Annotated in this window: 24 protein-coding genes; 10 read left to right on the plus strand and 14 right to left on the minus strand. The window is 35.5% G+C overall.

Annotated features, from left to right (window positions below; all coding sequences use genetic code 11):
- The first annotated feature begins 33 nt into the window (after positions 1–33).
- The 4 genes from IPI15_RS02720 (at position 34) to IPI15_RS02735 (ending at position 3,979) form a co-directional block, all read left to right on the plus strand.
- Positions 34–2,685, plus strand: a complete 2,652-nt coding sequence (locus IPI15_RS02720; RefSeq protein ID WP_287419104.1) for a T9SS type A sorting domain-containing protein — start codon at positions 34–36, stop codon at positions 2,683–2,685.
- Positions 2,686–2,815: 130 nt separating this feature from the next.
- Positions 2,816–3,169 (plus strand): transposase, encoded by a 354-nt coding sequence (locus tag IPI15_RS02725; protein ID WP_287400740.1) that lies wholly within the window; start codon positions 2,816–2,818, stop codon positions 3,167–3,169.
- A gap of 124 nt (positions 3,170–3,293) precedes the next feature.
- Positions 3,294–3,614 carry a hypothetical protein gene (locus tag IPI15_RS02730; protein WP_287419106.1) on the plus strand — a complete coding sequence of 107 codons (321 nt, stop codon included), beginning with the start codon at positions 3,294–3,296 and terminating at the stop codon, positions 3,612–3,614.
- Between the two features lie 239 nt (positions 3,615–3,853).
- The gene (locus IPI15_RS02735) at positions 3,854–3,979 is read left to right on the plus strand and encodes a hypothetical protein (protein ID WP_287419107.1); all 126 of its coding nucleotides are present in this window, start codon (positions 3,854–3,856) and stop codon (positions 3,977–3,979) included.
- Between the two features lie 336 nt (positions 3,980–4,315).
- Here IPI15_RS02735 and IPI15_RS20115 read toward each other — a convergent pair whose 3' ends face one another.
- Genes IPI15_RS20115 through queA form a run of 6 tightly spaced genes read right to left on the minus strand, consistent with a single transcriptional unit; the run spans position 4,316 to position 7,689 of the window.
- Positions 4,316–4,483, minus strand: a complete 168-nt coding sequence (locus tag IPI15_RS20115) for a uracil phosphoribosyltransferase (protein ID WP_287419108.1) — start codon at positions 4,481–4,483, stop codon at positions 4,316–4,318.
- Complete coding sequence (locus IPI15_RS02745) at positions 4,452–4,940, minus strand: uracil phosphoribosyltransferase (protein WP_287419109.1); 489 nt, start codon at positions 4,938–4,940, stop codon at positions 4,452–4,454. The genes IPI15_RS20115 and IPI15_RS02745 overlap by 32 nt, the downstream gene beginning before the upstream one ends.
- 39 nt (positions 4,941–4,979) lie before the next feature.
- Positions 4,980–5,603: a MarC family NAAT transporter gene (locus IPI15_RS02750; RefSeq protein ID WP_287400574.1), complete on the minus strand. Its 624-nt coding sequence runs from the start codon at positions 5,601–5,603 to the stop codon at positions 4,980–4,982.
- Positions 5,603–6,283, minus strand: a complete 681-nt coding sequence (cmk, locus tag IPI15_RS02755) for a (d)CMP kinase (protein ID WP_287419111.1) — start codon at positions 6,281–6,283, stop codon at positions 5,603–5,605. The genes IPI15_RS02750 and cmk overlap by 1 nt, the downstream gene beginning before the upstream one ends.
- Before the next feature lie 59 nt (positions 6,284–6,342).
- Positions 6,343–6,564 (minus strand): DUF2795 domain-containing protein, encoded by a 222-nt coding sequence (locus IPI15_RS02760; protein ID WP_287400577.1) that lies wholly within the window; start codon positions 6,562–6,564, stop codon positions 6,343–6,345.
- A 60-nt stretch (positions 6,565–6,624) separates the two neighbouring features.
- Positions 6,625–7,689, minus strand: coding sequence for a tRNA preQ1(34) S-adenosylmethionine ribosyltransferase-isomerase QueA (gene queA / locus IPI15_RS02765; protein WP_287400579.1), 1,065 nt, complete (start codon positions 7,687–7,689; stop codon positions 6,625–6,627).
- A gap of 276 nt (positions 7,690–7,965) precedes the next feature.
- Here queA and IPI15_RS02770 point away from each other — a divergent pair, with 276 nt between their 5' ends.
- From IPI15_RS02770 to IPI15_RS02790, 5 genes are all read left to right on the plus strand, one after another.
- Positions 7,966–9,840 (plus strand): TonB-dependent receptor, encoded by a 1,875-nt coding sequence (locus tag IPI15_RS02770; protein WP_287419113.1) that lies wholly within the window; start codon positions 7,966–7,968, stop codon positions 9,838–9,840.
- Positions 9,841–10,338: 498 nt separating this feature from the next.
- Positions 10,339–11,220 (plus strand): cell division protein FtsX, encoded by an 882-nt coding sequence (locus IPI15_RS02775; protein ID WP_287400583.1) that lies wholly within the window; start codon positions 10,339–10,341, stop codon positions 11,218–11,220.
- 44 nt (positions 11,221–11,264) lie between these two features.
- Positions 11,265–11,600, plus strand: a complete 336-nt coding sequence (locus IPI15_RS02780) for a DUF3098 domain-containing protein (RefSeq protein ID WP_287400584.1) — start codon at positions 11,265–11,267, stop codon at positions 11,598–11,600.
- A 24-nt stretch (positions 11,601–11,624) separates the two neighbouring features.
- Complete coding sequence (locus tag IPI15_RS02785; RefSeq protein ID WP_287400585.1) at positions 11,625–12,425, plus strand: undecaprenyl-diphosphate phosphatase; 801 nt, start codon at positions 11,625–11,627, stop codon at positions 12,423–12,425.
- A gap of 17 nt (positions 12,426–12,442) precedes the next feature.
- Entirely contained in the window at positions 12,443–13,495 is a 1,053-nt protein-coding gene (locus IPI15_RS02790) for an ABC transporter permease (protein ID WP_287400586.1), read from the plus strand.
- Between the two features lie 354 nt (positions 13,496–13,849).
- On the opposite strand, the gene porT is transcribed toward IPI15_RS02790, so the two are convergent.
- The 4 genes from porT to IPI15_RS02810 all read right to left on the minus strand — a co-directional run bounded on the left by porT (position 13,850) and on the right by IPI15_RS02810 (position 18,571).
- Positions 13,850–14,563, minus strand: a complete 714-nt coding sequence (porT, locus tag IPI15_RS02795; protein ID WP_287419115.1) for a type IX secretion/gliding motility protein PorT/SprT — start codon at positions 14,561–14,563, stop codon at positions 13,850–13,852.
- Positions 14,560–15,285: a bifunctional demethylmenaquinone methyltransferase/2-methoxy-6-polyprenyl-1,4-benzoquinol methylase UbiE gene (gene ubiE / locus IPI15_RS02800; RefSeq protein WP_287400589.1), complete on the minus strand. Its 726-nt coding sequence runs from the start codon at positions 15,283–15,285 to the stop codon at positions 14,560–14,562. The genes porT and ubiE overlap by 4 nt, the downstream gene beginning before the upstream one ends.
- 67 nt (positions 15,286–15,352) lie before the next feature.
- Complete coding sequence (locus IPI15_RS02805) at positions 15,353–15,880, minus strand: glutathione peroxidase (protein WP_287400590.1); 528 nt, start codon at positions 15,878–15,880, stop codon at positions 15,353–15,355.
- A 72-nt stretch (positions 15,881–15,952) separates the two neighbouring features.
- Positions 15,953–18,571, minus strand: a complete 2,619-nt coding sequence (locus IPI15_RS02810) for a DNA gyrase/topoisomerase IV subunit A (RefSeq protein WP_287400591.1) — start codon at positions 18,569–18,571, stop codon at positions 15,953–15,955.
- 444 nt (positions 18,572–19,015) lie between these two features.
- On the opposite strand from IPI15_RS02810, the gene IPI15_RS02815 reads away from it, so the two are divergent.
- Positions 19,016–19,726, plus strand: coding sequence for a LytR/AlgR family response regulator transcription factor (locus tag IPI15_RS02815; RefSeq protein WP_287400592.1), 711 nt, complete (start codon positions 19,016–19,018; stop codon positions 19,724–19,726).
- Here the strand turns inward: IPI15_RS02815 and IPI15_RS02820 are convergent.
- The 4 genes from IPI15_RS02820 to rpsO form a co-directional block, all read right to left on the minus strand.
- Positions 19,723–22,908 (minus strand): ligand-binding sensor domain-containing protein, encoded by a 3,186-nt coding sequence (locus IPI15_RS02820; RefSeq protein ID WP_287419116.1) that lies wholly within the window; start codon positions 22,906–22,908, stop codon positions 19,723–19,725. The two genes, IPI15_RS02815 and IPI15_RS02820, sit on opposite strands and share 4 nt — an antisense overlap.
- A 16-nt stretch (positions 22,909–22,924) precedes the next feature.
- Positions 22,925–23,542 (minus strand): RNA polymerase sigma factor, encoded by a 618-nt coding sequence (locus IPI15_RS02825; RefSeq protein ID WP_287400595.1) that lies wholly within the window; start codon positions 23,540–23,542, stop codon positions 22,925–22,927.
- Positions 23,543–23,975: 433 nt separating this feature from the next.
- Positions 23,976–26,120, minus strand: a complete 2,145-nt coding sequence (gene pnp / locus IPI15_RS02830; protein ID WP_287419118.1) for a polyribonucleotide nucleotidyltransferase — start codon at positions 26,118–26,120, stop codon at positions 23,976–23,978.
- Between the two features lie 111 nt (positions 26,121–26,231).
- Positions 26,232–26,501: a 30S ribosomal protein S15 gene (gene rpsO / locus IPI15_RS02835; protein WP_353738730.1), complete on the minus strand. Its 270-nt coding sequence runs from the start codon at positions 26,499–26,501 to the stop codon at positions 26,232–26,234.
- Positions 26,502–26,529 lie beyond the last annotated feature (28 nt).

Below are 26,529 nucleotides of genomic sequence, written 5' to 3' on the forward strand. Positions count from 1 at the left end.
TCCTTTTTTATAAGCATCATTATATTTTTGTATATGAAATTATTAGTACCAATTCTTTACATTCTTTTTTGCACTTCATTAATTGCCCAGCAACCATGTGCTAATAACGGCTCATGTCAAACAGCAGAAGAAATTATTTTTCCTGCATCTATGAATCAGGTCTGTGTGATCGGCTGCAACAATGATATGCCACACGGTCCAAAATTGAATGGGGCCGGTGCATGTAATTTTATGGCAAATCCAACAGCTTGGTATGTATTTAACACAGGAGACAATAATAGGGCTAGCTTCAATATTTCTTCAACCGATTTAACTAATCCAAAATTCGCACTTTTTTCTTCTTGTGATCAATGGCTTGAATGCAATCCTTCAATTTCTATTCTTGAGTCGAATACAGATTATTACATAGCTGTGACTGATGATGATGGACTAGAGGGCGATTTTGAATTGTGCATGAATTTATACCACGCTAGTGATTCTTGTTTAAAATCTCATAAGCTTGAAATAATAGGATCAAGTATGGGTTCACCTCTTGAGGGTCCATTTAAACCATGTGAAGAGGTTACATATCGGTATACAGTTAATTTTGATAAGACAGGGAGTAATTGGATTCATTCCATCATTCCTGTTATTAGCGATTGCTTTGATTATATACAAAATACGGAACCTCTCAATACTATTTTACCTGAAGGTAATGCAAAATGGTCATGGGTAGATGCCGATAGCCTGCATTGGAAACCTTCAGCCAATGAAGAGAGTCTTATTGGTGTAGATGCTAATTCAGGTAAACTTTGTTTATTAGGTGCGCCCGGTTGTATACCTTTTGCAGGAGGCACTGCATGTTCGAGCGAAGGTACTTCACTTCCTGGAGGTTGGGTAGGCGCTGTATATTCCGACGGTTGTAAAAGTATAAGTCCCAACCAGGCATGGGGAGATTCCAGAGTTGGAAATCATTTTGTGACCTTTACATTAAAAATACCTTGTGATGCTTGTGAAAACACAACTTGCAACGATTTCTCAGTTTCAATTGCTAACTTTGGTGATGGGCAGACAGGAGGGTATTCGAGTAATAAGTGCAATGGTAGTGTCATGGCGAGTAAGAAAATTCTTGTGAAATGTTGCCAACAGCCATCTCTTGATTCGGTGGATGCTGTAATTTGCAGCAAAGCTGCTTTTGATCCGACTTTGGATCTTCAGCCGTCAAACAGCACAATAGAATGGACTGTCACTGCTCCTGACGGATTAATGGGAGCTTTCGCCGGCGAAGGTTCCGGCATTAACCAAAGGCTTCAAAATACCAGTGATGAAGAACAGACGGTAGTCTACCAGATTATTCCTATTAGCCCGTCCGGTTGTAAAGGGGACACTACAAGCATTAAAGTAATTGTTAAACCTGATATCTTATCTAACATCTCTCATGATCTAGTTAACTGTAAAGATAGTTTACTCTATATCGAAGCGGATGCTCAGGGTGGATCCGGTGATGGCTATTCATATAGTTGGTCAACAGGTTCTGACAATGAATCAATCACTATATTGACAGATGAAGCAAAAACTGTGACGTTGACCATAACAGATGATGAAGGATGCTCACAGACTGATACCTTGAAAATTACGACTATTACAGATCCGGTCAGCCTACCATCCAGTGTTAAATTAACAGGGAGTCCAACTGTATTTATAGATAATTTTAATAAGTTTTCGTGTGAAGCATTTCCTGTTGCACAGTTTTACGAATGGTCGATCGATGGGATAGTAGTAGGTTATGGAAGAGTGACTGAATTTAGAATTCCATATTTATCATTGGGCACGCATACACTTTGTGTTAGAGCATCCAATTCATGTGACCTTGTAGGACAAAGTTTATGCTGGGATATAAAATTCATAGAATCGCCTTTAAATATGGACTGTACGGGCGCAGAATATGTATGTAATAAAAATAAAAAATCTCTTACATTCCCTGGTTCATACGGTTTGGCACAAGAATTAAATACAGGAGATTATTGCTCTGGAACGACTTACGGAGAGACTAATTCTCATTGGATAAATTTTGATATTGCGCAAGCCGGTAAATTGTGGTTTACGATCAAGCCTAAAAATCCTCTGGATGTTGATTTTGTAGTTTTTAAAAGAGTGGACGATGGAGGATGTTATACAAAAAAATCTGTCAGATGCTGTTATTCAAGTAGTGGAGCTTGCAATCTCGACTTAGGTCTTTCTCCTGACGAAACCGACGTATTTGAAGGAGGTGGATGTGAAAATGGTAATAATGGACTTCTGGCAGCACTCGATTGCGAAGTCGGAGATAGTTATTATTTGGTGATACTTGCTTATAATAATACTGAAAAGACAAAATATAGTATTGAATTTTGTGGTACGGCCCTGATGACTTGCGATGACTATGTATGCGAGACACTTGGCTCCACCTCCTTAATTTCTAGCAATTCCCTTAAAGTATTTCCGAATCCAAATGACGGTAATTTTACTTTAGAATTACCTCATATCATGAGTGGAACTCTAGAAATCATGGATACGAATGGGAAAATTATTAAAAACCAACGATTGATAGATTATGAAAAAAATCAAAATATTTCAATCAAAGGACTCTCGCCAGGACTTTATAATATAATGATCAGAGATACTTATGGTAAAACTGTCGGAAATTGCAGATTAACCACGCTTTAACTATTATACATATGAAATCCATTTGAAATCCTTAGTAGAATATATGCTCCAAACAACATTTGGAGTTTCATGATGTATCATGATATACGTTGACAACTAAAAGTGTGGAAAACTTTCTAAATTTAAAGTTATGACAAAAAAAGTTAGAAGGTTATTTTCAGAAAGTTTCAAAAAGGAAAAGGTAGAACAGATAGAATCTGGTCAGATTACCGTACATAAATTATCCAATATGCTGGAGTTGGGAGACACTGCTATTTACAGGTGGTTGAAGAAATATGGAACGAAAGATTATAAATCTCCGGTAATAGTAATTGAAACAGAATCGGATTATTTAAAGTGGAAAAATTCTGAAGGGAAGATCCACCACATGGAGAATTTATTAGGAAAACAACTTATAAAGATTGAGTATTATGAGGAGCTATTGAAGGTTGCTGGCGAGCATTTTCAAGTGGATATTAAGGAGAAATTTTTAAAAAAGTCTTAGCCAACTTTCAGACAAGAACTAAATCATTTAGTATGGAACAGTTATATCAGAAGTAGGCTACAGTCGTCAGGGATTAAGTCAACATCAGAAAAGTGAGGTTCAAATAGATAAGCTAAAATCTGATGTGCTTGAGTTAGCGAAAGTGTGGCGGGCCAACCATCCTGGATTTAGTGCGAGGACTTTGTTTTATAGTATATTAAATCAAGGAATATACCTGGGAGTTGGCATAAATAGATTCGAAAGATGGGTGGCTGAAGCAGGAATGAATGTCCGGAAAAGTCGGCCACAAGTACCAAAAACAAGTGATGGAAAGGGAAAATATGGAGCGTTAATATGGATGGAACATTTTATTTTTGCCTCAAAGATTGCCAATTCATATTATGCTTACTTCCTTCAAAATATGAAAGCGAGCAAGCTGGCTAGTTTAAAAAAAGCATTAGCATAAGAGGAGCTCAAAATCTAAAATTTGCCATTCATCATACAGACAAGGCTCACAATATGAGGCATTGATTTATTTAATGCTCCTAAATGAATTGGGTATGCAGATAAGCAGATCTAAAATGTAAAGAAAACGGTAGTGCAGAACAACTAAACGATAATGTTAAAAACAGGTACTTGATACCATGGGGAGTCACGACTTATTCAGGACTCGTTAAAGCATGTAAAAAATACAAAAGCTGAATAATGAACAAAGGGCAATTAAACAACTTGGAAATAGAACCGGTACAATTTGAAGAATACATTGAATCATTACCATTGGAAATGAGGCCGACTAAAGTTATGTTCGATTTCAAAAACAATGAGCAATGAATGGGTTTATAAGGCATGATTCCCTAAACTGGAATAAATTAAAAAGCAGAAGGAAAAGCCCCTTCCCGGAATTCATTCCTATATGAGTAATTACGCTATTCTTCAGAGCTCCAGTCCCTTTACGCAACGCGAGTCAAAAATGAAAGATATTACTATATTTACAAAATCAAGTTTTCCACATCTTGTTGGGTTGTTGGGTAAAACCTGTCAATTGAAATCATGATCCATCATCATTCTAACTTCTGACTTCTAACTTCTAACTTCTTACATCTCAATTTAATCTGAGTGTAAGAAAATATGTTAAAGGAAAATAGTTGTCGCAAAGCTAGAGTTTCACTAATACTGAAGTTTTTCACCAAATGCTAGATCTCCAGCATCACCAAGCCCGGGAACAATATAGGATTTTGCTGTTAATTCTTCATCAATTGCTCCTGCCCATATCTTCATATTAGGATAGATTCGTCTTACTTGCTCAATAGCATATTCTGAAGCAATAATAGTCACAAGGTGAACTTCTTTGGGAGTCCGGGGGGGGAGGGGGGGATGGTAGCAGCATTGGATCAGTAAATATGACTATTTTATTTTCAAGAGTCGGGCATGTAACATAATCCATTCTAATATCATAAGTTCCATCCTGCCGATCTTTTCTATATGCTGAGATGAAACCTGCCTCTGCATAATCCATCAATTTAAGTAATCCATTTTGTAATGGTAATCCTGCTCTAAGTATTGATAATAAGACAACCTGATCATCAGTGGTCTCAGTTATCATGCTTCCAAGTGAAGTTTGAACCTCTTCTGCGGAATAATGCATCGTTTTGCTTATCTCATATCCAACAATCATTCCAAACTTTTCAAGATTATTCCTGAATCGGGGTCTGTCATTCTGAATATTAACGTTTCTTAACTCAAACAGAATTTGATTGATATATGAATTCGACAAAGAGAAATTCGTTACCATCGTTTGGATTTTTATAAAATTAAAAGATATGTTCTGCTTTTAGTATTTTGCTATAAGACTCATAGCACCACTTACTATATACTGACAGGCAATCGCCATCACAATGAATCCCATAATCCTGGTGATTGCTTTCATTCCAGCTTCCCCCAATAATTTTGCAATCAAAGGTGCACTTAATAATAAGAGATAAACAATTACACCAAGGGTGAATAGCACACCTAGAATGATCCCTCTTTTGTCCCAGCTGTTATGCTGAGAGAATAAACTGATCAATAATGATATCGATCCTGGTCCTGACAATAGGGGCATTGCTAAAGGGCTAAAACTAATATCTTCTTTTTGTTTGGCTTCTTCCTTCATCTTGTCATTGATGGATTCTGCGCGAATGACCTTACCATTCAAAAGATTGAATCCTGAATTCAGTATGACCAATCCACCGGCCAAACGCAGGGCTGGAATACTGATGCCAAAAAAGCTTAGTAAGATAGAACCTCCCAAAAAGAAAACTACACAGATCAATGTAAAATAAATACTGGTTTGAAGTGCAGTTTTGTTGCGCTCTTTTCGAGTGTAACTTTCAGTGAGCGAGGTGTATACAGGAAGCGCACCAATGGGATTTACCACAGAAAATATAGAAGCCAGTACCGCGATAAACAATTCCATTAGTAGACTTTTAGTTTATCTGCAACTAGTTCGAGACAATATGATAATAAAGCTTCTTGCGTCAAAGTGGAATTGTCAATTAATATAGCGTCTGAAGCTCTTATTAGTGGACTATCTGCTCTGGTTGAATCTATATAATCTCTTTCAAGAAAGTTTTCCCTAACTGATTCAAAAGTAGCCAAAATATTTTTATCGTCGAGTTCTTTTTTTCTGCGCATGACTCGTGTTTCGAGGTCGCATGTCAGGAATAATTTGAGCTCTGCATTTGTTAAGACCACAGTGCCAATATCTCTTCCATCCATTACAAATCCTTTACGCTCGGCCAGACTTTTCTGAATATCAACCAATTTAGTGCGTACTTGAGAGATGGTTGAAAAAAAACTAACAGCGCCATTTACTTCCATCGTCCTTAATTCATTTTCCAGGTATTCACCATTCAGGTATAGATGATTTGAGTTGCCTACTCTCTTGAAATTAAGATCTATTTCTTCGAGAGCTTCTTCTAAATCAGCAATGTTTTCTTTGTTGATTTTCCTTTTTATCATGTGGAAAGTTACAGCACGATACATGGCACCGGAGTCTATGTAAATATAATCCAAGGCTTCAGCAAGGGCTTTTGCTAAAGTTGATTTGCCACAACCTGAATAGCCATCAATAGCAATATTGATTTTTTTTTCCAATAGAAAGATTTTGGTTAAAAAAATAAGCCGATCAATAACCGGCTTATTTTTTTAATGTTTTAATATTCGTCTTCGTTGAATAAAAAGTCATCTCTTCTTGGATAATCAGGCCATACATCGTCAATACCTTCAAACATTTCACCTTCTTCCTCCATCTCCTGAAGGTTTTCAATAACCTCCAAAGGGGCTCCTGATCGAATAGCAAAATCAATCAATTCATCGCGCGTAGCAGGCCATGGTGCATCTTCCAGATGGTGAGCTAATTCTAATGTCCAATACATATACTGTGGTTTAATATTTTTTTATAATGATTATGATTCAATTAACTCTTTTTAAGACGATTATATTATCAACATCGCGTCTCCATAGGAGTAAAAATTGTATTCTTTTTTAATAGCTTCCTGGTAAGCCTCCATGATTAGATCATGTCCGCCGAAGGCACTAACCATGATCACCAGACTTGATTTCGGAAGGTGAAAATTTGTTAGCATACAATTCGCTACATTGAACGGATATGGAGGAAATATAAATTTATTGGTCCAACCTTCTGCTGCTTTCAGCATTCCTTCAGCCGAAACGGCAGATTCAATTGATCTCATTGATGTTGTACCTACAGCACATATCTTATTATGGGACAACTTAGCTTTATTTACAATTTGCGCGGTTTCGTCAGTGATTCTAAAGTATTCTGCTTCCATCTTATGTTTAGACAAATCTTCTACATCAATACTCCGAAATGTACCTAGCCCGATATGTAAGGTAAGTTCAGCAAAATTAATTCCCTTGATCTCAAATCTTTTTAATAATTCTTTGCTAAAATGCAGGCCGGCTGTTGGGGCCGCTACCGCACCGGTAGATTTAGCGTATACTGTCTGATATCTATCTTTATCATTTTCATCAGCAGTCCTAGTTATGTATTTTGGAAGTGGAGTATTGCCTAGTTGGTCAAGGATACCCATGAAATCATCCGTTGTGCCGTCAAAAAAGAACCTTATAGTCCTTCCTCTGGATGTTGTATTGTCAACTACTTCAGCCACCAGGACTTCATTACCCTTGGCATCATTGAAATAAAGCTTGTTTCCAACTCTGATCTTTCTGGCGGGATCGACCAAAACATCCCACAGTTTCATTTCTTTATTCAACTCTCTCAATAAAAATACCTCGATCATTGCTCCGGTTTTTTCCTTTTTGCCATAAAGTCTGGCCGGGAAAACTCGGGTATCATTCATTATCATGACATCTCCTGAATCGAAATATTCTAAAATATCCTTAAATACTTTATGTTCTATTTTTCCGGTGTCTCTGTGGACAACCATAAGTTTTGAAAGTTCTCGTTGCTCTGATGGAAACTGAGCAATTCTGTTTTTGGGAAGTTCAAAGTTGAAGTTCGATAGTTTATATCTCATGAATAAAATTTTCTAAAAGCTTAAATTGAGCGCAAAAATAAAATTTTTGAGCAATTTCGAGACTTTATTTTAATAATTAGATGAAAATCAATGGGCATAGTTGAAGTTTCATGTCTAATTATGCAATATATTTTTGCAGTTAATGTGCATGTTATCCTCCTTTACGAGCCTTACTCTATTGCAAACCCCTTTTGATGTAAAAGGTTTACCTATCTTTGATTTTGTTTTGAAAAACACTAATCATTGAAAAGGTATTACTTAATTTTTTTTATTTTATTGTTATTCAAATCGTTTGCAATTGGCCAAAACGATAGCATTATTTTGCCTGAGGTTATGATTACAGCCCCTTTTAACCAACCCATTCAAAATGCAGTATTCATTATCAAACACCTGCCTGATTCAAATGAAATAGGCGTATTGACTCCGTTGACTGATTTGATGGCCAATGATGGTGTATATTTTAAATCATATTCTGCTAATGGATTAACTACGGCTAGTAATAGAGGTTTTGGTGCTTCTCAAACAAAAGTATATTGGAATGGATTTTTGTTAAATAGTCCTCTAAATGGAACTATGGATCTTAATCTGATCAATATTGATGCATCTTCCACCAAAGTAACCTTTGTTAAATCAAATATACCAGTCATGGGTGGACTTTCCGGACCTGGAGGTAGTATATGGATAGAACCATCTTTTGTAAATAGTAAGAATGAAAGTTCAATAAATTTGAGATTAGGATCATTTAATACCTATAATATAACTGCTGCTTTGCAAACCAGTAAAAAAAGTTTTGTCAATATTTTGCGGTTTGGAGCTGGAAAGGCAGACAATAATTATAAATACAGGTCTGTTCTGAATTACAAACGCCCATATGTTCGGTTGAAAGATGCGGAGTCTTCACAATGGTCTCTATCAGACAATATGCTGATCAAACTAAAAGCTTCGCAATTGAATATTAATCTGCTTTTTAATGATAATAAAAGAAGTTTGCCACCGACCATTACTTCTTCAGGGCCAGCCGCCTTTCAGAAAGATCGTGCCATCAAAGCAGGATTAAGTTATGACAGCGCACTCGGCAAGTTCTCTCAAATCAGCGTGAATGCCGGCTATAGCTATGATGAATTGTTGTATTATTTTGTAAAGAATGAGAAGGGTCATGCATCTTACTTTGTCCATACATTTCCCTTATCGATCAACAGCAGTACCAGGTTGCTTCATCATGAGATAAAGTTGAACTTCAATAATATTTTTTACAACATTCAAAGTTCTGAAATTGAAGTTCCTGAAGAGATTAACCATAATCTGACCATCGAAATCAATAATGGTGAAGACCATTTTATTAATTATGGAGGCTCGTTTCAAAAGCAGCTGACCACATTTTATAACCCTCCACTTTCCTACAGGGTATACACTGAGGGTAATTTTTCTAAAAACTTTAAAATGAGTCTTTCATATGCGAGGACTCATCAATTGCCAACACTTAATGACAGATATTGGCCATTGTCCGGTAATGTGGATTTGCTTGTAGAAGAGTCTTCATCTTTCGAATTAAATACCAATTACTTCAATTCAAATGGATCCGGAAATTCATTCCTAATCTCTGCTTCATTATTTCATAATACTGTGGATAATTGGATAGCATGGATTCCTGTTTCAGGCGATTTCTGGAGCCCATTTAATGTACAAAAGGTTATATCGAAAGGGGTGGATATTAATATGGACCGTAAGTTCAGATTGCGTGAAAATGTTAATATTAAGGTGAATTATAATTTAAATATTTCCGACCCAAAAATTGATAAGATATATTTAGGCAGCCCAGCAATAGTCGGAAAAAAGTTGATCTATGTTCCGAATTTTCAACAAGGTATTTCTGCAACCGTTTATCTGTCGAACTCCAATTTTTATGCATTTTGGAGGAACGTAGGCAAACGATTTACGAGTTTTGACAATGATAAGGCATATCAATTGAATTCTTATTCTCTTTTCGATATTGGTTATAAAAGATCTGTAAGGATAAAGGAGAGCAGGATCAATGTTGGCCTAAAAGCTAATAATATCTTTGACTCCTCTTACGAAACAATTGCCTATCGGCCAATGGCAGGAAGAAGCTTTGAAGTTTCAGCAGCTTGGATTATTAGATATGGCGACTAATACCAAATGGAATTTCGTAAGTGTCCAAATAAATATGGATAAACGACTTTCCGCTCGTTATAGCACTCCAAAAAATTAGTCGACTAAATAATTCCTATAAGTATAAGCGACTTTGAAGATTATAATGAAAAACTGTATGTATAACTAATTGCACAACAAGTTATATATTTTAATAAATAATTTATAAAAAGATGGATACGAATAAAGTAGTTGACTTTTATTTGGCAGATTCCTCCCTTCAGTCGGAATGACAAAACCTTTGTTTAGAGGGGGTATACAATGGAGCGGAGCAGCCGCCCCATTTTATACCCATATCCCATCTGCTTAAAGTCTTTCCGAGCGAAGCGAGGAATCTTTATAAGCTAAGTCTTTTCTTCTTCCCTTTGTGCAATCTGTTATACGCACTGAAAAACTTATAATTTACTAATATTAAATAATTATCATATATTTGCCCTCTATATATGTACGGTAATACTAACTGAATAAGCACAAAACTGCATGGCTCGAAAAATTCCAAGTTCTATTCCGCGGCCAAAACCGAATTATTTCCTTTCAATTATAAGTATCTCACTTGTCCTTTTTTTGCTGGGATTGGTTGCATTTTTATCATTGCATACCAACAAATTAATAGATACATTTAAGGAAAATGTCAATGTGATCACAGAATTGCGTGATTCAGTTTCCTTGGAAGAGACAGATTCTTTGATAGAATTTATCAAATTGCTACCAGCTGTTAAACTGGCAACTATAGATCTGGTCAATAAAGAAGAAGCATTAACCCTGATGAAAAAGGAAATGGGAGATGACTTCCTTCTCGATGAAATGTCCAACCCTTTGAATGATGTAGTAGTATTCAATGTTAAATCAGCTTACTTGGATTCTACCAATCTTAAATCGGTAAAAAGTTCTATCATGGATAAATTTCCATGTGTGACAAATGTGTTTTATCAAGAGACTTTTGTAGATAAAGTCTCAGTAATGTTAAGTAAGATTGGTTGGGCAATATTGGGTATTTCAATTTTGTTTCTTCTCATTGCTCTGACAGTGATGCATAGTACGATTAAGCTTTCAATGTATTCAAACCGCTTTCTTATTAAGAATATGCAGCTGGTAGGTGCTTCGAAAGGATTCATCCAACGACCTTTCCTTGGTAAAGGAATTTTATGCGGATTCTTAAGTTCTATCGTTTCACTGTTGTTGCTTTCTGGTGTGATTTATGGCATGATCACATACATACCTGATATTGAGTATGTTATCGATTGGAGATCTACAGGGATGCTCTATGGTATCATCGTATTAGGAGGTATTTTCATCACAGTATTATCTACTTTTTTAATAGTAAACAGATATATTCGTCTAAGAAAGGATGACATGTTTTGATATGTTACTGACTAACTTTACCTTTGGATTTTTAATAATTATATATGAGTCAAAAGAAAAAGGGTAGCGTGGCTCCCAATCAGCCGCTTCGTCCGACTGCTTCTAAAATTTCTACATCACCTGATGTTACTGTAGCCAAGACAGCAAGAGTGATTAATACAGAAGATCTTGTTTTTAGTAAGGAAAACTTTAAATGGATCTTTATTGGTATGGGAGTAATGTTGTTAGGATTCATCCTGATGTCAGGTGGTTCTATGCCTGATGCCAACACATGGGATCCTAATATTATTTATAGTTTCAGAAGGATCACGCTTGCTCCATTCTTAATACTGGCTGGGATCGTAATAGAGATCTATGCCATTTTCATAAACAAGAAATAGTCATATCCACAAACCACAGTCCCAATGAGTGAATGGCTTGTCGCGCTCATCCTTAGCATTGTAGAAGGATTGACAGAGTTTTTGCCTGTATCAAGTACAGGGCATCTTATTCTTGTGAATGAGTTTGCCACTTTCTCTGATGAAAAGTTTTCCAGAACTTTTGATATGTTTATCCAGGTGGGTGCGATTGGATCAGTATTGATATACTTTTGGAAAAAATTGTGGATCATAGATGAAGTGGATAAATCTCTGAAAAAAGACACCATAGACATATGGATAAAGACAATAATCGGCGTTATTCCAGCTTTGATCCTGGGCTTCTTATTTAAGGATTTTATTGAAGAAAAGCTGCTTAATTCTAAGGTGGTAGCTGTTTCGTTGATCATTGGAGGAATAATTCTATTATTTATAGAAAAACAATTTACGAGGCCTTCAATTCGAAATGTCGCTCAATTAAGTTATAAAAAGGCATTTGGAATAGGCATATTCCAATGTCTTGCAATGATTCCGGGAGTATCAAGATCTGCTAGTAGTATTATTGGCGGTATGAGCTTAGGGCTCGATCGTGTTACTGCAGCCGAATTTTCGTTTTTTTTAGCAATACCAACACTTGGAGCAGCAAGTGCCTATTTTTTACTGAAACATGCGATTGGATTTAACAGTCATCAATTTTTGTTACTAGCCTTTGGTTTCGTTGCTTCCTTCTTGGTAGCTTATCTGGTAATTTCAATCTTCATGAAATTTATCAAGACAAACAACTTCGTTAGCTTTGGAGTTTACCGGATAATTTTGGGTCTAGGTATATTGATATATTTCTACATGTAAAATAGAGCTAATTCATTATGTGGCAATATATTATAAAAAAAATAGCTTACGGTTTTATAATAATTGTCACGGTAGTCTGTACCATTTCCAGTATTATTTATTTGTCACCTGTTGACCCAGCTAGATTAAGTTTTGGGCAATTGTCTGATGCAAAAACTGTGGAAAGCAAAAGAAAGTCGATGGGTCTGGATCAGCCACTATCCAAACAATTACTTTATTACTTAAGAGATCTGTCTCCGGTCAATATTCTTGGAGCTGACAACATTGCCATCGCAAACTATTCTTCATTTAAACTATTAGGCATAGGCAATAAAGTACTTCTTGTCAAATGGCCATATATGAGAGAATCCTATCAAAGTGGCAGAGCTGTCAGTGCTATTCTGTATGAAGCTATTCCGGTTACACTTATTTTAGCGCTTCTTTCTATAATTTTTGCAGCTGTGGTGGGAATAAGCTTGGGCATCATGTCTGCTGTAAGACAAGGAAGTTGGCTTGAACAGTTCGCGCTTTTTATATCAACAATAGGATATTCTTTGCCAAGTTATGCTACCGCTATATTTTTTGCAATAGTTTTTGCTTTTTTGTTGGGACCAATTACAGGGCTCAACCTAACTGGATCACTTTTTGAGTTAAATGACAATGGAGATAAGGTAATCATCTTAAAGAATCTTATTTTGCCTGTTTTAGCACTTGGGCTCAGGCCTGTATCAATAGTTACTCAGCTCACAAGATCAGCTATGCTGGACAATCTGAGTATGCCATATGTAAGGACTGCAAGAGCCAAGGGGTTGGCTGAGTCGAGCATCACATATCTGCATGTCCTGAAGAATGCATTAAATCCAATTATTACTGGAATATCAGGTTGGTTTGCATCACTGATTGCTGGTGCATTTTTTGTTGAAAATGTATTTAATTTCAGAGGATTGGGCGCAGTTACAGTTAAAGCTTTGCTGGATTTTGATATCCCAGTTGTGCTGGGAGCGGTAATATTTACTTGCGTCATGTTTGTGATGATCAATATTATCGTTGACATTCTATACGCACTTACAGATCCTCGGATTAAATATTAGATTAGTGGTCAGTTGTCAGTAATCCAGTGGTCAGTAATCCAGTGGTCAGTAGTCAGTGCTCAGTAATTTAGTCCTCAGTGTTCAGTAATCTAGTTGTCAGTTGTCAGTCATTAGTAATCAGTTACTAAATTCAGACGTTTGAGAACAAAGGAGATGTTACCTTTCAGAAATCTAATTGAGTCTTTATTCCTCATTACTTATAAAATTGAGAAGGTGAGAAGGTGAGAAGGTGAGTTTCGCCAATATGCGAATGTTTATTATAACAAAAATTCCTCCACCCTTGGAACTCTAACTCTAACTATAAAATTGGATTATTCCACTACTTATTACTGATTACCGATCACTGATCACTAATTACCCTTCGAAGTGAAGAGAGACTGTCCATGTTCTGGAGAATACTTTATCCAAAACCTTTGAGGTTTCTTTCTGGCCGTTATAAATCAGTATATTATTGAGGCCATGACTATATTTAACCTCAGGTGAAAAGATAAAAAATGGCAAGAAAAACTGTAATCCACCGCCTAATTCAATGGCAAAATCAGTAGGGGCTATTTTTAAGATGCTTTGTGCTTCTACCGCTCTGTTCTTGTTGGACACATCAAAGCTGTATTTTACACCGCCTAAAACGAATGCTCTAATATCTTTATAAGGATTGGTTTTATACCTCACCTGGAATGGCAACTCTATGAATACACTTTCAGCCTTACGTTCTAAAATTGGTCTACTTGAATTGATTAGATCAAAAGCAAGATTCCTTTCAGTAAATGAAAACGTCGGCATCAGTCGAAAATCAACTGATTGACCAATTTTTAAATTAGAGATCACACTGACTATAAATCCTTGTCCTTTAGCTGAATTGATACCAATTATGCTATCAGAGGTTAAAAAATATCCTGAACGGAATATTTTATAATTTGTTTGATTGTAACCGAGTGTTAAACCAAAAAAGAAAGGCTTATTGCTAAAATCTCGATAGTTGGCACTTTGATAGTCGTTACTTCTTTTCTTTTGTGCATTTAAAGTCAAAGAAAATAATAATAGCGAAAAAATAATTGTGGTTAATCTCATTTAATACTCTTGTATATAGTGCATATTCCTCCGAAAAGTGGTCTTGCTAAGACATTTTTAAATCCTGTTTCAGTCAGGATATTTATAAACGATTGACCATGAGGAAATTGTTGTACGGATTCGTATAAATATGTATATGCAGAAGCATCGCCGGAGGTTAACTTTCCAATAAAAGGCATTATGTACTTAGAATATAATTTATATATTCCATTGAGCACCATTGATTTAGGTATAGAGAATTCTAGAATTGCAACTTGTCCTCCTACACGTGTGACACGGTACATTTCTGCTAAACCTTTTTTTAGATCTTCAAAGTTTCTAACACCAAAGGCGACCGTAACGGCATCAAATGTGCCGGTATCAAATTTTAGGGACTCACTATCACCCTGTTCCAGAGTAATTACTTCAGACAAACCTATCTTTTCGATTTTATCTCTCCCAATTTCTAACATTTTATTACTCAGATCTATACCTGTTATAGATTTTGGACTAAGCTGTCTAGCTGTCATAATAGCTACATCCCCTGTTCCTGTAGCAACGTCCAGAATATTTTGTGGTTTGTCAGCAGCGATCATTTTGATCATCTTTTTTCTCCAACCACGATCTATTCCTAGAGTGAATACATGGTTCAATAGGTCATAACTTCCTGCTATATTGTCAAACATAACTTCTATTTGACCTTTCTTTGCTTCTTCAGCAGAATATGGTTTTACTTCACTCAATCAGGAATAATTTTAAAAAATAAATATAAAGGTAATTGAAACTATTTAAGATTTTAGCTTAATTGAATTAATTAACAGCATCAACTATTTCCTCACTCATTGGCTTTGTCTTGTAATTGAAAACTTTGACCAGGTTACCTTTTTCGTCGATAAGAAATTTTGTAAAATTCCATTTGATTGGATCTTCTACCCCTAATTTGGCTGCTTCCTTAGTTAAATAACTAAATAAGGGAGATATGTCTTTTCCCTTTACGACCATCTTGGCAGCCATTGGAAAAGTAACTCCATAGTTTTTTTGACAAAAATTTGCTATTTCGGCATTGGAACCTGGTTCTTGTCCACCAAATTGATTAGCCGGAACACCTACAATTACTAGTTTCTTATCCTTAAATTCTTTGTACAAGGATTCCAATCCTTCATATTGCGGTGTATAGCCACATTCTGAAGCTGTGTTTACTATTAAGATCTTTTTTCCTTTAAACTTAGAGAAATCTATTGTCCCGGATGTCAGGGCATCTACTTTAAAATCATAAATTGACTGCGCATTAAGTTCCATAGAGAGCATTAAGGTTAAAACTGTTAGTATTTTATACATTATGTATTTAGTATTAGTATTAATTCTTCAAACAAGTATTCGACCTTAATAACCAACTTTGGCTTCAATAGTTTAAAATAATGTACCTTGACCATCTTCCAGATCGAATTCTATTGTATCGCCTATATGCAGGTTATTTTCTGAGCCAATAGAAGTATTTGATTCTTCAGATTTAATAGACTCTTCTATAACCAATTCAAAATTTCGTAATTTCTCAGAACTCAATCTGTTACCTATTGCTTTCCAGCCTTTTACATCAATGAACTCAGCCAGATTTATTGTATCAGCTACCCAATTGTTCCTCACTTTCAATTCATAATTGACGATTGGCTGCACTGCAGTGCTTATGAACAAAAGAGATGAGTCAGGATGGTCAGTTATATATGGAAATCGGTTAAAAGTAGCATCATTCTCCAGCTTAAAGCGTTTCACCATGGTCCATCCTTTATGTCCATCAAAGTGAACTGCGCTGAAGATCAAATCTTCTTTATTTATGAGAATTTGATTGACTTCTTTGGTATTGATTTTTAAGGAAAGGTCGAATGGGACCAATTCAAGACTCCCGTCATTGTATAGAATCAACAGCTTGTCACCATTATCTATAGCTCCTATTTTATTGCCTTTTTTGTCAACATTGAGCTTACTGGATTCTTCATCAAAGTATAAAACTTGAGCACCTAAAGTAGAACCACCTTTTTCACCTAGACTTACCTTTTTTACAGGATATTTAGTTACTGTATTTCCCTGAGAATCCCTGCCTTTTATCAATAATGAGCTGAAATCAAAATCAAATACCTTGATCTTCGCTTTGGCAGTAGGAGAGAGGACGATTTTTACGATCTCTGCTTCACCGTTGACATTTGCAGAAAAATAATGCAACTTTGGTTTTGCGGCTCCTTTGGTCAGGTCATATTCTTTATCTCTGGTGATGCTGGTAACATTAAATCTTTTAGCATAAGCCTTACCTCCCGGGCCATCAGAATATATTAGATTATAGGTAGTTCGTTCATCATTTTTACTCCAGACAGCGACATGAATTATATTTTTGCCGATGAATGTTTTCTCAGATAGTCTTGTGACGATCATCTTTCCTTGATCTGTAAATGCAATGATGTCGTCTATATCCGAACAGTCTGTGACGAATTCGTCTTTTTTTAATCCAAACCCAACGAAACCTTCTTCTCTATTTACATAGAGTTTAGCATTGTTCTGAACCACTGCGGCAGCTTCAATTGCCTCGAATTGGGTTAAAATGGTCTTCCTTTCTCTACCTTTTCCGTATTTATCTTTTAGGTATTTGAACCAGTCAATGGTAAATTCGATCAGGTTCTCTAGGTTTTTATTGACCTCTGCGATTTGCTCTTGTAATGACTCAAGTTCTTTATCTGTTTCGAAAGAACTATACTTAGAAATCTTTTTGATCCTAATCTCTGTTAATTTAATGATATCCTCTTCAGTAATATCTCTGGGTAATTTTGCTAATAACTTTTCAGTAGGTTTACGGAAAGAAGGAGTTGAAACGTATTTCTCCAGTCCTGTTCTAACTGCTATGAGCACATCTTCGTAGCTTTCGGATTCTTCTATGTCTCGGTAAATCCTTTGTTCTATGAAGATTTTTTCTAAGCTTGTAAAAAACCATTTTTCAAGAAGTTCATTCAGCTTTATCTGAAGTTCTGCTTGAAGCAGATTCTTTGTTTGATTGACGCTAAACTTCAAGATTTCTTCTACACCGGTAAAAATAGGTTTATCGGCTATTATGATACAAGCTGAAGTGGAAATGCTACTTTCACAATCACTGAAACGGTACAAAGCATCGATAGTCTGGTCGGGGGAAATTCCCGGCATTAATTCTATTGTAATGCTGACGTCTTTTGCCGTATTATCTGTGATCTTTTTGACCTTGATCTGACCTTTATCGTTTGCTTTAATTATACTTTCTATGAGTCTGTCTGTAGTCGTTCCAAAAGGCAATTCTGATATTTCAAGCAAACTCCTGTTGATGATGCCTATCTTAGCTCTGGTCAATAGTCTACCGCCCCTTTGTCCTGAATTATAGTTGGTTGCATCTGCGAATCCTCCTGTTTGGAAATCTGGATAAAGTGTGAATGGTTTATTTTTAAGATGAGCGATACATGCATCTAATATTTCCAAGAAATTATGCGGAAGCACCTTTGTAGAAAGCCCAACAGCAATACCTTCAGTTCCCTGAGAAAGAAGAAGTGGAAACTTTAATGGCAGGAAGACAGGTTCTCTTTTTCTTCCATCATATGTTGGTTGCCATTGAGTAGTGTCTGGATTGAATACAACATCCAAAGCAAATTTTGTGAGTCTAGCTTCAATATATCTTGGAGCTGCAGCTGAATCGCCAGTGCGTATATCGCCCCAATTGCCCTGACAGTCTATCAGTAGTTCTTTTTGGCCTAAACCCACGAGAGCATCTCCAATAGAGGCATCACCATGTGGATGATACTGCATGGTCTGTCCAATAATATTGGCTACCTTATTGTATCGACCATCATCCATCTCCTTCATACTGTGAAGAATTCGTCTATGTACAGGCTTACAACCGTCCTCTATCATAGGAACAGCCCTTTCTAAAATTACATATGAAGCGTAATCTAAAAAATAGTTTTCATACATCCCTGGAAGAGGAATGATTTGATTTACTTCTCTGGAAGGATCTTCTGCCATATAGAATTAATTTAATTTTCGGAATTCAAATTCTCTTTTTTAAAGAAAATATTTAAATTTCAATAAGATGTTAGATGTTAGAAGGTAAATTTTAGATGGCTTTCCATCAAGCACATGGATATTTTTTCTATTAAACCAAATAAAGAAAAAATATGAATCAATTGACTAAACTCCATCTAAAATCTAACATCAGCCATCAACCTTTGTTTCTTAACTGCCGAAACTTGAGATATTAATTGTAATAAAGGGCACAAAGATACGTACATATTTTATTATTTCATATTTGATATAAATACCTCATAATAAAAGAAGCTAATGAATTGGCTTTTTAAATAAAAATTTTATTTGTTTGTACTTTTTTTTATTAAATTTGTTTTGTTTAAAGGTTATAACCTGTTAAAAATTAATTGTTTGGTGTAATAGTGATTCTAAAAACAAGGCCTTATGTTGAACGCAGTGATCATCGATGATGAGCGACATTGTATCGAAACGTTGGTATGGAAATTAAATGAATATTGTTCATCAGTCAAAATTTTGGGTCAATTTCAAAAATCGATAGAAGCCATAGATTTTATTAAGAAAACACCAAATATTGATATCCTTTTCATGGATATTGAAATGCCCAATATCAATGGTTTTGAGATGCTCAAATTTATTGATACCCACAATGTCAAGATTGTTTTGACTACAGCATATGAAAAATATGCACTGGATGCACTTAAGATGCATGTTTACGATTATTTATTAAAGCCTATAGATCAGTTGGAATTAATCAAATTGGTTACTAATATTGAGCATGAACATGATTTAAGAAAATTACCTGTCAATGCTAAAAAGGTTATAAGTATATCTACCCAGGAAAGCATTGAATTTGTGCTACCACAAGAGATATTATTTTGTCAGGCCCATAGCAATTATTGTATGATTCACTTTGTGAATAAGCGTAAAAAAATGGCTTCTAAAACTCTCAAAGACATCGAAGCTCAGTTGGCTGATTTTTCCTTCTTCAGAACACATCAATCTTACTTAATTAACCTAAATTATGTCAAGGAAATAAGGAAAAGTGATAATAGTTCATTGATTTTATCAGATGATACGAGTATTCCTATCACCAAGTTAAAAAGACTTGAGTTAATAGAACTTATGAATACTTAATCCTTCTTTCTAGTCTGGAATGGGATTTTTAATGTGACTCTTGTCCCTTCCGATTGGCCGGATTCATCATAAAGATCTTCTATGAGGAATGGTTCAACATCACTTGGGTAATGATACATTATTTTTAGCCTTTGCACCGTAGTCTTTAGACCAAGAGAAATTTTGTTGATAGATATGCTGCTTTTATGACTTTCTGATTGCACACGTCCGATGCCATTATCTTCCACGATACAGATCATATTCGTGCCTTCCAATACAAAATTAATAGAAAGGAAACAATTAGTCATTTTCGGTATTAAACCATGTTTGATAGAATTTTCAACAATAGGCTGTATGATCAGTGGTGGGATGAATATACTTTCCGGATCCAACTCCTCACTTACATTTATTGAAAATTCAAAATTATCTTCAAATCTCAGCCTCTCTAATTCTATGTATAGATTAATGACCTCGATTTCAGTCTTAAGGAGCACCTGATTTCTTTGGGAGTTTTCAAGCGAGAACCTAAGTAGTTTTGAGAATTTGTTGAGATATTCCAGGGCATTTGAATAATCCTTTTTTATAATAAGATATTCGATCGCATTTAAACAATTGAATACAAAATGTGGATTCATTTGACTTCTTAATGCGATTGATTGTAATCGGTCTACTTCCTTTTGGAATTCAATTTCAAGATTTTTACTTGCTCTCCTTGCCTTTATAAAGTAGTTGTAATACCAATAACCAAAGCCTGCAAAAAATAGGAATATTGTCAATATGAACCACCAGGTTTTAAACCACGGAGTTTTGATATATAGGTGTAATTGTGTAGGTGATGACCAATAAACTCCATCTGTAGATACGGATACAGAAAATGTAAATTCTCCGGGCGGAAGGTTGGTGAATGTAAAATAATTGTTACTACCCGTTTGTATCCATGAATTGAAAAACCTATCTAGTTTATACCTGTATTTTGCTTTTCTTGCATTTTCAAGATCAAGTGTCTTGACTTCAAAAGTTAAATTATTATCAAAATATTCTAGAACAAGATTTTTTATTTTATCTGTTTCTATTCCGGATTTTAATTTACTCTGGTTGATAAGAATACTACTGATATAACATTTACTATTTGGAGTTTGGCTTTTAAACAAATCCGGGTCAAACCAATTAACTCCATTAATGCCTCCAAAATATATATAGCCTTTTTTGTCTTTATAGTTGGCGCCTAGGTTAAATTCCAGTGACTGTAAGCCATCTTCTTCCATAAAGTTAGTTATCAATGGCACTTTGTTTGAGAGAGTGCTATCAAATACTAATACACTAATTCCCTTATTAGAACTTACCCAAATATTGCCCTTCCTGTCCAACTCGATACCGTATATAGTGTTATTCGAAAGTCCGCTTGAGATATCGTATTTTTCAAATTTAGTAGTTTTTATATTTAACCTCAGAAGTCCTTTATCGTTTGAGCCTATCCACAAAAAGTTGCAATTCGGATCATAACGCATACATTTAATATTAGTGCTAGTTATACTAGAATTTGATTTAATTACGTGAGTGAATTTTTGGGTTTTAATATTAAACTTTCCAATTCCATTATTATCAAAGCCTAACCAGATGTTTCCATTATTGTCAGGTTCTATACAACGTATTGATGATCCAATTGATGAATCGTTTAGAAGTTCGAATCTTATCAATTTATTCTGGCTTATCATATACTTGATTAAACCATACTTCTGGGTACCCAAATACAAAACGTTGTCTCCTGTATATTTAATAGTATTGATTCCTAGTAATTGATCAGAAGCAATTTCTTTTAAATCAATCTTTTTAATTTTATTTGATTTATTTGGCTTCATGTATAATCCTTCATAGGGAGTAGCAAGGTAGAAGTCGCCGTTTTTGGCCTGCTGAAGACCTATGCAATTGTCCAGGCTGGCATTAAACCCTTCTGGTTCAAATTTTTTCCACTTTAATTCTGTTTCACTTCTGGTAATTCTAAACAAACCATTTTGCCAATTGCCCACCCAAATAGAATTACTATCAGCAAAAATGCTTCTAGCCTGACTAAAATTAAATTCTCGAGGTGCATCAGCCTTGGTTAGGATGTTGAAGTGAAATTTATTCTCCAATACATAAACACCATCACCATCACTACCAAACCAAACATTATCGTCATCATCTACCATGCTGGAAAGTATATAGTTATAATTTATCCAGTTGGTTTTTGATCTGTTTGAAACATATTGTTTAGCTAGGTTATTGATCGGGTTATAACAATAAATGCCTTTTGAAAAAGTAGAAAACCAAATATTATTATTCCTTTGGCTAATTATGGAATACACAGTCAAGTTTTCAGGCAGCGTAATATTTCCAATTTTCCAGACCCTTTTGAAATTTTGTTCAGCCAAAGATTTTTTGTATATTCCTTTTCCAAGTGTAGAGACCCAAACATCTGTACCATCGTTAAATACATAGCAATAAATATTGTGTTCACCTAATTCTACATGGATCTGTTTTACAGAGAATCGGTTTTTATTTTCTGTGATGAGGAAAATACCGGCACCCGAAGCTACCCAGATTCGACCCAAATGGTCTTCACTAATGCAATAGATTGTACGATTAATATTACCATTTAAAGGCAGCTCAATATCGCCTTTTGGCTGCCTCTTTCGGTTCAGGATTTTAATTTTTCCTGATGTATTTCCAAACAACAGATCTCCATTTTTTCTTTGTAATAGACATATGGAATTTTTTAAAGAAGGATAATGCGCAAAACTTCCGGTTATGTTATTACGGCATTCCGGAATTTTTGATTTGGGGATAATCCAAAGGTCACCACTTTGCTCCACCATTAATTTGCCGATCTGCAGCTCATTAAATGGTGTAAAGTTTTCAAAATACTTATTATAAAGTGTAAAACTATTACCATCGTATTTGTTTAACCCATCCTGAGTAGCCATCCATACAAAACCACTACTATCAAGTGCAATGCCGACCACACTATTTTGAGACAACCCTAAACTTGAATTGATGTTGCGAAAATAATCGTTTTGAGAGGAAACCCTTACCGGGCAAATAGCTAGTAAGCAAGTAAAAAATAAAAATAGGACCAAATTTTTTATTGGAATAAAATAGCATCGGAAATTACTATTGACTAACAAATGTGCGGCTGAATCTATCACCCATGCAGTGTTTTTCAAATATAGTATATTTTTTTTACACTACTGCTTTAGTTTGAGTTAACATACTTGATTCAGAAAGGTAACTGTAGTAATTTTTGTTTTCTATCAATAGCATGAGTCTTTTATGACATAGGAATCTCTTCTTTTTAGCCATATTGGGACTAGATAGACTCATCTCTTTTGATATTTCTTCCATCGAATAGGAAAGTTGCCACATTTTTAGAACCTGTTGGCATGTTTCTCCAACTTCACTCAACATTTTATCTAAAATAGATTTTTCTTCCTTTTTGATAAATTCTTCAGCGGTATTTACAGGATTGTTTATTTCAAAATTATTAACTTGACTAATATCTTCTATATAGAGCATTTTTTTCTTTTTCCTCCAATAGTTTAAGCAAAGGAATTTGCAGATTGAAAACAAATAGGTATCAATAGAACTTTCTCCTCTGAATTTTTTTGTTTTTATACAATTATCCAGGGTGATGATTCCATCATGAAAGATATCTTGAGCCTCCTCCATGTCGATACCGTAACGAGTAATGACCCGATGAATCTTACCTTTACAATTTGATTTGTTGTAAACGTAACCAAGGGCTCTTTGGCGTTCAACTCCTCCTTCGAGGATGGCTGAAATAATTTCAAAATCTTGCATTTTAATTATTTTTATTGAAAGAAGATTAGAGCTAATGCTTAAAATTTTAGGAATGTATTTCGTGTTTAATCAAAGTTTCAGCACTTATAATCCATGGTTTTTATCTGGATAACCATTCGGTGAACAGCTATTGATTAAAATATTTGGATCAGAATTGAGTAGATGGGTTAAATGATAGTTTCACCCATTTATTGTATCTCTTGATTAAAAATACTTTGTAGTGATCTTATTAATAAAACAAAGTAAATAAATCGGAAAGTTCTTTTTTGGAGGTATGAGTATTGCTAATGATTCAATGAGTATCCATGATGTTCTGGTGAGTATTAGATTTTTTGAATCAATAATTGTTCTTTCAATCTCAGAGTTGTGACTTCCGGGCACAAAAAAAGGCTGCCAAAACTGACAGCCTTTAGAAATATAGCCTTTCAAAAGATTAATCACGATCCTGTTGTCCAGGTCTTGGAATTAATGCCTTCGCTGATAATTTAAATTTACCGGTTTTCTTATCTACATCGAGTAGTTTGATTTTGATCTTATCTCCTACTTTAAGGACATCTTCTACGTTTGCAACTCTTTGATGAGAGATCTCACTGATGTGCAATAAACCTTGTTTACCTGCAAAATCAACCACAGCGCCAAATGCAAGGATTTCCTTTACTTCAGCATCGAAGACATCTCCGATGGTCGGTGCGAAACTGATCTGTCTGATCTTCGCAACAGCTGCATCAATACTTGCTTTATCATTACTAGAGATATTGACATAACCTTTGCCTTCTTTCTCTTCGATAGTGATAATCGTGCCTGTCTTAGCTTGTAGATCCTGAATGATACTTCCTCCAGGTCCGATGACAGCTCCAATGAAGCTCTTGTCGATAATGATTTCCACTAATCTAGGTGCGTGAGGTTTAAGGTCGTCATTAGCAGTTTGAATGGTTTCATTCATTTTCGCAATTATGTGCAATCTACCTTCTCTCGCCTGAGACAATGCTTTTTCAAGTTGCTCATATGGAAGTCCATCTATCTTGATGTCCATTTGACAGCCACAGATACCTTTCGATGTACCAGTCACTTTGAAATCCATATCTCCCAATGCATCTTCATCTCCTAGTATATCAGAAAGTATAGCTAATCTGCCACCTTCAGCGATCATACCCATTGCGATACCCGCTACGTGTTCTCTGATCTTGATACCTCCATCCATAAGTGCAAGTGAACCAGCACAAACGGTTGCCATTGATGATGAACCATTTGATTCAAGAATATCAGAAACCAATCTGATTACATAAGGATTGTCCTGAGGCATTACTTGTTTAAGTGATCTTGCTGCAAGGTTGGCATGACCAACTTCACGACGACCAGGACCTCTTTGTGGTTTTACTTCACCAACTGAGAAGCCGGGAAAGTTATAATGCAAAATGAATCGATCATGCGTAAGTTCTACAGCTTTATCGATCATTTGCTCATCCATTTTTGTGCCCAAGGTCAAGGATGTCAATGATTGTGTTTCACCTCTATTGAATATGGCAGAACCGTGTGTAGATGGAAGGTAATCTATTTCAGACCAGATTGGTCTTACTTGATCAAGCTTACGACCATCCAATCTTATATTGGTATCCAATACAAATTCACGAATGGTATTCTTCTTGATTTTATCAAAATATGCTGCAATTTTTCCAGAATTTTCAGCAAGATATTCCTCGCCTTTATCAGCAGTTAATTTTTCTGTCAAAGCAGATGCTACTTTCTCAAGTCTGTCTTTTCTGTCAGACTTTGCCAGAGCAGCATTGCATATATCTATGATACCACTTTTAACAGCTGATTTTATAGACTGATACAATTCTTCATCAATGACTTCCGGTACGACTTCTCTTTGTGTCAATGCAATTCCACCGACTTTCTGAGCTAATTGTAGTTGTGCATCGATCTGTACTTTTATAGCTTCGTGTGCTACTTTAATAGCAGCTACTAAATCTTTTTCATCACATTCTTTTGCTTCACCTTCTACCATCATTACATCATTCATAGTCGCAGCCACGATGATATCCATATCTGCTTCAAGTAATGCAGATTTTGATGGATTTACCACAAATGCACCGTTGATCCTTGCTACTCTTACTTCAGAAATAGGACCTGCGAATGGTATGTCAGAAACTGTCAATGCCGCAGATGCTGCAAGTGCTACATAGCAATCAGGAAGTGTTTCTTTCTCTGCAGACAATAATGTCAAAATGATTTGGGTTTCATTCATATATCCATCAGGGAATAAAGGTCTGATAGCTCTATCAACAAGTCTGCTGATAAGTATTTCGTAATCAGACAATCTTGTTTCTCTTCTGAAAAAGTTACCCGGGATTCTACCTGCCGAAGCAAATTTTTCCTGATAATCAACAGATAAAGGAAAGAAGCTTTGTCCTTCTTTCGCTTTTTTAGCTGATACAGCAGTTGCAAGGATCATCGTTTTTCCGATGCGCACTAAAGCAGAACCATCCGCCTGAGTCGCTAATTTGCCGGTTTCAATAGTTACTTCAGTTCCATCAGGAAGGTTGAAGCTATGTGAAGTAGGGTTTTGTTTTCCCATTATATTCAATTTGTTTTAGTAAAAAATATGGTAAAAAAGTTGGGCGACAACTGGGTTTCCTGAACAAAAAAAAAGAGTGTTTCAGTCTAAATTGAAACACCCTTTTTTTAATTATTTTCTGATGCCTAATTTCTCAATGAGCGCACGATATTTTACTATATCCTTGGACATAAGGTAAGTTAGCAAACGTTTTCTTTTTCCTACGAGAGCCAAAAGTGCTCTTGTACAAGCATGGTCTTTTCTGTTTGTTTTCAAGTGTAGAGACAATTGCTCTATTCTGAAAGTAAATAATGCGACCTGACCTTCTACACTTCCTGTGTTTTTGGCAGCTCCTCCATGTTCAGCGAATATTTCACTGACCTTTTCTTTTTTGAAATAAATAGCCATTTTTAATTTTTATATGGTTACC

It is taken from the genome of Candidatus Brachybacter algidus, assembly GCF_016707225.1.
GTDB classification, from domain to species: domain Bacteria; phylum Bacteroidota; class Bacteroidia; order Chitinophagales; family Saprospiraceae; genus Parvibacillus; species Parvibacillus algidus.

Coding starts and splice junctions, on each gene's coding strand:
- IPI15_RS02720 (WP_287419104.1), top strand. CDS start 34: ATGAAATTATTAGTACCAATTCTTTACATTCTTTTTTGCACTTCATTA.
- IPI15_RS02725 (WP_287400740.1), top strand. CDS start 2,816: ATGACAAAAAAAGTTAGAAGGTTATTTTCAGAAAGTTTCAAAAAGGAA.
- IPI15_RS02735 (WP_287419107.1), top strand. CDS start 3,854: ATGAACAAAGGGCAATTAAACAACTTGGAAATAGAACCGGTACAATTT.
- IPI15_RS02745 (WP_287419109.1), bottom strand. CDS start 4,940: ATGGTAACGAATTTCTCTTTGTCGAATTCATATATCAATCAAATTCTG.
- IPI15_RS02750 (WP_287400574.1), bottom strand. CDS start 5,603: ATGGAATTGTTTATCGCGGTACTGGCTTCTATATTTTCTGTGGTAAAT.
- IPI15_RS02760 (WP_287400577.1), bottom strand. CDS start 6,564: ATGTATTGGACATTAGAATTAGCTCACCATCTGGAAGATGCACCATGG.
- queA (WP_287400579.1), bottom strand. CDS start 7,689: ATGAGATATAAACTATCGAACTTCAACTTTGAACTTCCCAAAAACAGA.
- IPI15_RS02775 (WP_287400583.1), top strand. CDS start 10,339: ATGGCTCGAAAAATTCCAAGTTCTATTCCGCGGCCAAAACCGAATTAT.
- IPI15_RS02780 (WP_287400584.1), top strand. CDS start 11,265: ATGAGTCAAAAGAAAAAGGGTAGCGTGGCTCCCAATCAGCCGCTTCGT.
- IPI15_RS02785 (WP_287400585.1), top strand. CDS start 11,625: ATGAGTGAATGGCTTGTCGCGCTCATCCTTAGCATTGTAGAAGGATTG.
- IPI15_RS02790 (WP_287400586.1), top strand. CDS start 12,443: ATGTGGCAATATATTATAAAAAAAATAGCTTACGGTTTTATAATAATT.
- porT (WP_287419115.1), bottom strand. CDS start 14,563: ATGAGATTAACCACAATTATTTTTTCGCTATTATTATTTTCTTTGACT.
- IPI15_RS02805 (WP_287400590.1), bottom strand. CDS start 15,880: ATGTATAAAATACTAACAGTTTTAACCTTAATGCTCTCTATGGAACTT.
- IPI15_RS02810 (WP_287400591.1), bottom strand. CDS start 18,571: ATGGCAGAAGATCCTTCCAGAGAAGTAAATCAAATCATTCCTCTTCCA.
- IPI15_RS02815 (WP_287400592.1), top strand. CDS start 19,016: ATGTTGAACGCAGTGATCATCGATGATGAGCGACATTGTATCGAAACG.
- IPI15_RS02825 (WP_287400595.1), bottom strand. CDS start 23,542: ATGCAAGATTTTGAAATTATTTCAGCCATCCTCGAAGGAGGAGTTGAA.
- pnp (WP_287419118.1), bottom strand. CDS start 26,120: ATGGGAAAACAAAACCCTACTTCACATAGCTTCAACCTTCCTGATGGA.